The sequence below is a fragment of the Streptomyces sp. NPDC058457 genome (assembly GCF_042720695.1).
GTDB lineage: Bacteria > Actinomycetota > Actinomycetes > Streptomycetales > Streptomycetaceae > Streptomyces.
Genome location: NZ_JBHXLU010000175.1, coordinates 1 through 5960, shown reverse-complemented (window position 1 = coordinate 5960; position 5960 = coordinate 1). Strand labels below are relative to the sequence as shown.

Here is a 5960-nt window from a genome sequence, read left to right as displayed (position 1 = left end):
CCTCCCGCGGGCCCGGCGGCCTGCCGCGTCCCATGACCCGCGTCCGTCGACCCGCGTCCATTGACAGGGGATACGACCGGACGGAGACTCTGGGGAGGTTGGTGAAGGAAATTTCACCAGACGAACCAGGCGAACTCCATCAGGCGTCCTACGCTCGAATCCCCGGGTGAGGACGCCCGTCCACGGAACGGAAGGGAACGACCGATGCGCACCACCGTCGGCATCATCGGAGCCGGACCCGCCGGCCTCCTCCTCGCGCGGCTGCTGCACAACGCGGGCATCGACTCGGTCGTCCTGGAGAGCCGTGACCGCTCCTACGTCGAGCACCGCCAGCGCGCCGGGATCCTGGAGCAGGGCACGGTGGACGTGCTGCGCGCGGCCGGCGCCGGGGAGCGCATGGACCGCGAGGGCCTGCGCCACGACGGCATCGAGCTCCGCTTCGACCGGCAGCGCCACCGCGTCGACTTCCCCGGCCTCACCGGCGGCCGGTCCGTGATGGTCTACGCCCAGACCGAGGTCTGCAAGGACCTCATCGCCCTCCAGCTCAAGGAGGGCGGTCCGCTGTTCTTCGAGGCGGAGGCGCTGGCGGTCGAGGACGCCGAGAGCGGGCGGCCCCGGGTGCGGTTCCGGCACGAGGGCCGGGAGTCCGTCCTGGAGTGCGACTACGTCGTGGGCTGCGACGGCTTCTGGGGCGTCGCCCGCGACGCGTTCCCCGAGTCCCTCTCCCGGGTGTTCGAACGCACCTACCCCTACGCCTGGCTGGGCATCCTCGCCGACGTCGCCCCCTCCCACGACGAACTGGTCTACGCCCGCCATGACCGGGGCTTCGCCCTCCTGTCCATGCGCTCCCCGTCCGTCTCCCGTCTCTACCTCCAGGTCCCGGCCGGCACGGACGCCGAGGAGTGGACCGAGGAGGCGATCTGGGACGAGCTGGAGCGGCGCTTCGAGACCGACGACGACTGGCGCCTGGAGCGCGGCCCGATCACCCAGAAGTCGGTCACGCCCATGCGGTCGTACGTCCACGAGCCCATGCGGCACGGCCGGCTCTTCCTCGCCGGGGACGCCGCCCACATCGTGCCGCCGACCGGCGCCAAGGGGCTGAACCTGGCGGTGGGCGACGTCGTCACCTTCGCCCGCGCCCTGGTCCACGAGCGGGAGACGGGCTCGCCGGAGCTGCTCGACTCCTACTCGGCGACCTGCCTGCGCCGGATCTGGCAGGCCGAGCGGTTCTCGTACGACATGACGAGCATGCTCCACCCCGGCCCCGGCGACAGCCCCTTCGACGCCCGGCTCCAGCTGGCCCGGCTCGGCCGGATCGCCTCCTCCCGGGCCGCCGAGACCGACCTGGCGGAGGCCTACACCGGCTTCCCCCTGGATGCCTGAGGGATCTCCGGTCGATTCCGGTCATGTTCCGGCTTCGTCATGGAATGAAGCCCTCCATGGCCGGGAATCAGGGCTCCGCGTAGCGTGTTGCGCAGCAGGGTGAGGGAAAGATCCTCCGCAGGTAGTAGGGTCAGTCTTTTGCCAATCCATTACTCTTGATGCCAAGGCCACGCACGGTGGCCATGGAGGAGTGAAATGAGGAGCAGCAACCCGGTCTTCTCGCGACGGGGGTTCAGCCGCGACAACGGCTACGCGGGCTTCAACACCGCGCCGCAGGCCGGGTACGCACAGGGCAACCCGTACGCGCAGAACCCGTACGCGAACAACCCCTACGCCCAGCAGGACATTCAGCAGGGCGCCCCGCCGCAGGCCCCGGCCACCACCGGCCGGATGACCATGGACGACGTCATCACGCGCTCCGCGATGACGCTCGGCACGGTCGCCGTCGGCGCGGTCCTCGCCTGGGCGCTGCTGCCGGTCACGACCACCAGCTACGGCCTGGCCATCGGCTCCGCGATCATCGCGTTCGTCCTGGCCATGATCCAGAGCTTCAAGCGCACCCCGGTGCCCGCGCTGATCCTGGGCTACGCCGCCTTCGAGGGCGTCTTCCTGGGTGTCATCAGCGAGATGTACAACAGCCAGTGGAGCGGCGCCCCGTTCCAGGCGGTGCTCGGCACCATGGCGGTCTCGGCCGCGACCCTGCTGGTCTACCGGGCCGGCTGGATCCGCGTCACCGCCCGCTACGCCCGCATCGGCATGGCCATCGCCATCGCCTTCGTGCTGGTCATGGCGGTCAACCTGCTGCTGGTCGCGTTCGGCGTCGCCGAGAACGGCGGACTGCGCAGCTTCGGTCCGCTCGGCGCGATCGTCGGCATCATCGCGATCCTGCTCGGCGCGTTCTTCCTGACCCTCGACTTCAAGCAGATCGAGGACGGCATCGCCTACGGCGCCCCGAAGAACGAGGCCTGGCTGGCCGCGTTCGGCCTCACCATGACGCTGGTGTGGATCTACATCGAGATGCTGCGTCTGGTGGCGATCTTCAGCAGTAACGACTAGCCGCGCGAGACGGGCTGAGAAGGGCCCCGGGGTCGTCGCCCCGGGGCCCTTCGCCGTCTGTGTGCGTGCGCGCCTAGAGAAGTTTGCGCGCGGCCCTCCTCAGGTCGTACTCATGGATCAACGCCTTCGCGTGGCCGTACGCGAGGTTGTGCTCGTGGCGGAGCCAGCTGACCTTTTCCTCGAAACAGAAGAGGGACGGGCCTTCGTCGACGGTACGCAGCCAGTCGGACACTTCACGACCGGTGCAGTGGGGGATGCGGGCGAGCAGGTTGCGATGGGTCTCCATGGAGAAGACTTGGGACATCGGCGCCTCCGGTGCGCAAAGGGGGTTGTAGCCGGTCCTTCACGTCACGGTGCCTGAGTGTTGGCGTGTTGGCAACAGTCGTGACAAGACAGCCGGTGGCACGCGTTACGCTCACGGCGTGGTTGATACGACGCCTCTCACCCGTGCCGTGGAACACTTCGCCGACAAGCTGAGGGCGGCACCGCAGAGCCGGTTGCAGCGGGGCGCCGCCGCGGAGGCGCTGGGGCTGGCGAGGGAATTGGCCCGGTGGGCGCAGGCGGTCGAGGAGCCGGGCGCCGAGAGCCGCGAGATGCCGGACGCGGGGATGTTCGCGGTGGCCGACCAAATCACCGTGGCCGGGAACGACTTGGCGGTGGTGCTGGAGAACGAGGCCGAGGTGGGGGATGCGGTGCGCTTGGTGGAGGAGGCGCAGAAGAGGGCGGGGGTGTGAGGCGGCGGTGCGTTGTCGGGTGCGGGTGCGTGGGGGTTGTTCGCACAGTTCCCCGCGCCCCTGAAGGCAGAAGAAGGGGCGCTGCAGTGCGCCCCTTCATGGGCGCGGGGAACTGCGCGACCAGCCACGATGGCGCCGCACCCGACAACGCGCCTCAAAACCTCAGAGCGACGCTATGACCCTGTCCGCCAGGATGTAGACGTTCTCCTCGCCGCACGCGAACGTCAGCGTGTACGCGCCGGAGATCCCCGAACCGCCCAGCAGGTACGGCGTCTCACCGGCGCTCAGGGCGGCAGCCAGCCGCTCCGCCGTCTCCCGGTGCCCCGGCGTCATGCACAGGGTCGTGCCGTCGGCGAAGACATAGACGTCCAGCGTGCCCAGCGGACCCGGGCGGACGTCGGAGAGTTCGACCTGCGACTCGGCCAGCTGCTCCAGCGTCGCGACCGTACGCTCATGGTCGTTCACCACCGGCGACTGCACCGGTACGAAGTCCGGGTGGGACGGGTGACGGCGGCGGGCCGCGGCCAGTTCCGGGGACTCCCCGGTGAACTCGTCCGTCTCCGTCGCCGGCTCGGCGACCGGCTCTAGACCCACGAAGTCCGTCTGCCGGGGCAGGAACGGTTCGCCGTCCGCCAGACCCAGCAGCGACGGCGCGTCGGAGGCGTCACGCGCCTCCTGCGCGGCCCAGAAGGCGCGCGCCTCGGCCAGCTCCCGCTCCCGCTCCTCGGCCAGCGCCTCCGCCACGGCGGCGCGTATCTCCTCGGCGGCGGCATGACTCCGGGCCGCCGGCATGAGCGCGCGCAAGGTCGCGGCCTGGTTCTGGGCAAGCTGGGTGTGCAGCTCGGCGACCTGGCGGCGCAGCTTGAGAACGGTGCGCAGGACAGCGACGCCCACGGCGCCCGTGGCGGCCGTGGTGAGCAGCAAAGCGATCGGCATGGCGCTCACTGACGTACTCCCGGTTCAAAGTCGACCCCCGACTTCCTACATCAGCTTGAAGGGTGGACTATCAAGCTGTCAGTGCGTAACGTCACGAAACGGACAGGAATTTGGCCCTGGGGTTTACCGGGACAACGGCGCTGACCTGCGGTGATATCTCCATGGAGGGAGATAGGTCACATCCTGGGGGAGATTGGATCACAAATCGGCCCGGTGTTCGGGGTTTTCTCGAACACCGGGCCGTGTTGTCACGGTGGGTTCCGTGACGGTCACTCAGGGACTCGGAGGGTCAGCTGAGGCGCTCGATGACCATCGCCATGCCCTGGCCGCCGCCGACGCACATCGTCTCCAGACCGAACTGCTTGTCGTGGAACTGGAGGGAGTTGATGAGCGTGCCGGTGATGCGGGCGCCCGTCATGCCGAAGGGGTGGCCGACGGCGATGGCGCCGCCGTTCACGTTCAGCTTCTCCAGCGGGATGTCCAGGTCGCGGTAGGAGGGGATCACCTGGGCGGCGAACGCCTCGTTGATCTCGACCAGGTCGATGTCGTCGATGGTGAGACCGGCGCGGCTCAGGGCCTGCTTGCTCGCCTCCACCGGGCCGAGGCCCATGATCTCGGGGGAGAGGCCGGTGACGCCCGTCGACACGATCCGGGCGAGCGGGGTCAGGCCCAGCTCGCGGGCCTTGGTGTCGCTCATGATGACGACCGCGGCGGCGCCGTCGTTCAGCGGGCAGCAGTTGCCGGCGGTGACCAGGCCGTCGGGGCGGAAGACCGGCTTCAGGCCGGCGACGCCCTCCAGGGTGACGCCGGCGCGCGGGCCGTCGTCCTTGCTGACGACCGTGCCGTCGGGCAGCGTCACCGGGGTGATCTCCCGCTCCCAGAAGCCGTTCTTGATGGCTTCCTCGGCGAGGTTCTGGGAGCGGACGCCGAACTCGTCCATGTCCTCGCGGGTGACGCCCTTGATGCGGGCCAGGTTCTCGGCGGTCTGGCCCATCGCGATGTACGGGTCGGGGACCAGGCCGTCCTCGCGCGGGTCGTGCCAGGTGGAGCCGGTGGACGCGGCCGTGGCGGCGGTACGGGCCTGCGCCTCGTCGAAGACCGGGTTCGTGGTGCCCGGGAGGCCGTCGGAGCTGCCCTTGGCGTAGCGGGAGACCATCTCGACACCGGCCGAGATGAAGACGTCGCCCTCGCCGGCCTTGATGGCGTGCAGGGCCATGCGGCTGGTCTGCAGGGACGAGGAACAGTACCGGGTGATCGTGGTGCCGGGCAGGTAGTCCATGCCCATCTGTACGGCGACGATCCGGCCGAGGTTGTAGCCCTGCTCGCCGCCGGGGAGGCCGCAGCCGAGCATCAGGTCGTCGATGTCCCGCGGGTCCAGTTCGGGGACCTTCGCGAGGGCGGCCTGGATGATCGTCGCGGTGAGGTCGTCGGGGCGCAGGTCCTTCAGGGAGCCCTTGACGGCGCGGCCGATCGGGGAACGGGCGGTCGAGACGATGACGGCTTCGGGCATCTCACGGCTCCATTGGCGTATGGGGGTTGGGTTGGCAGGGCCGCTTCGGAAGTTACCTGTACGTATGTCATCGGTCACCGGTGTCGGGGTGTGACACTGACCGCACTTTCTAAGCGCTTGCTTGGCCGGTGTGCCGGGGGCACGTCGTCGGGTGCGGGCGGGTGGGGGTTGCTCGCGCAGTTCCCCGCGCCCCTGAAAGACATAGCTGCGCCCACCCGTGCCGCAGGGCGGCACGGGTGGGCGTTGGGGTCCCCCCGGCCGAAGGCCGGGGGAGGAACCCGGCCCGCGCCGGCACGCGCCGCCCCCCCGCCCCAGCGACCGCTACCTCTCTGTCCTACTCG

General features: G+C 69.7%; 6 protein-coding genes. 3 read left to right on the top strand and 3 right to left on the bottom strand.

What is annotated here, in order from left to right; translation table 11 throughout:
• Positions 1-204 precede the first annotated feature (204 nt).
• A complete protein-coding gene (locus ACFWPS_RS53670; protein WP_383721817.1) occupies positions 205-1383 on the top strand; it encodes a 4-hydroxybenzoate 3-monooxygenase in 1179 nt (392 codons plus the stop codon).
• Between the two features lie 195 nt (positions 1384-1578).
• Positions 1579-2439: a Bax inhibitor-1/YccA family protein gene (locus ACFWPS_RS53665; protein ID WP_383721815.1), complete on the top strand. Its 861-nt coding sequence runs from the start codon at positions 1579-1581 to the stop codon at positions 2437-2439.
• A gap of 73 nt (positions 2440-2512) precedes the next feature.
• Here the strand turns inward: ACFWPS_RS53665 and ACFWPS_RS53660 are convergent, their stop codons facing one another.
• Positions 2513-2743, bottom strand: coding sequence for a DUF4287 domain-containing protein (locus ACFWPS_RS53660; protein WP_189268002.1), 231 nt, complete (start codon positions 2741-2743; stop codon positions 2513-2515).
• Positions 2744-2861: 118 nt separating this feature from the next.
• Between ACFWPS_RS53660 and ACFWPS_RS53655 the strand changes: the two genes are divergently transcribed.
• Complete coding sequence (locus ACFWPS_RS53655) at positions 2862-3173, top strand: hypothetical protein (RefSeq protein ID WP_383721813.1); 312 nt, start codon at positions 2862-2864, stop codon at positions 3171-3173.
• Positions 3174-3335: 162 nt separating this feature from the next.
• On the opposite strand, the gene ACFWPS_RS53650 is transcribed toward ACFWPS_RS53655, so the two are convergent.
• Both ACFWPS_RS53650 and ACFWPS_RS53645 read right to left on the bottom strand, forming a co-directional pair.
• On the bottom strand, positions 3336-4109 hold the full coding sequence (locus ACFWPS_RS53650) for a hypothetical protein (protein WP_383721811.1): 774 nt from the start codon (positions 4107-4109) through the stop codon (positions 3336-3338).
• A 289-nt stretch (positions 4110-4398) separates the two neighbouring features.
• Positions 4399-5619, bottom strand: a complete 1221-nt coding sequence (locus ACFWPS_RS53645) for an acetyl-CoA C-acetyltransferase (RefSeq protein WP_383721809.1) — start codon at positions 5617-5619, stop codon at positions 4399-4401.
• Positions 5620-5960: the final 341 nt, after the last annotated feature.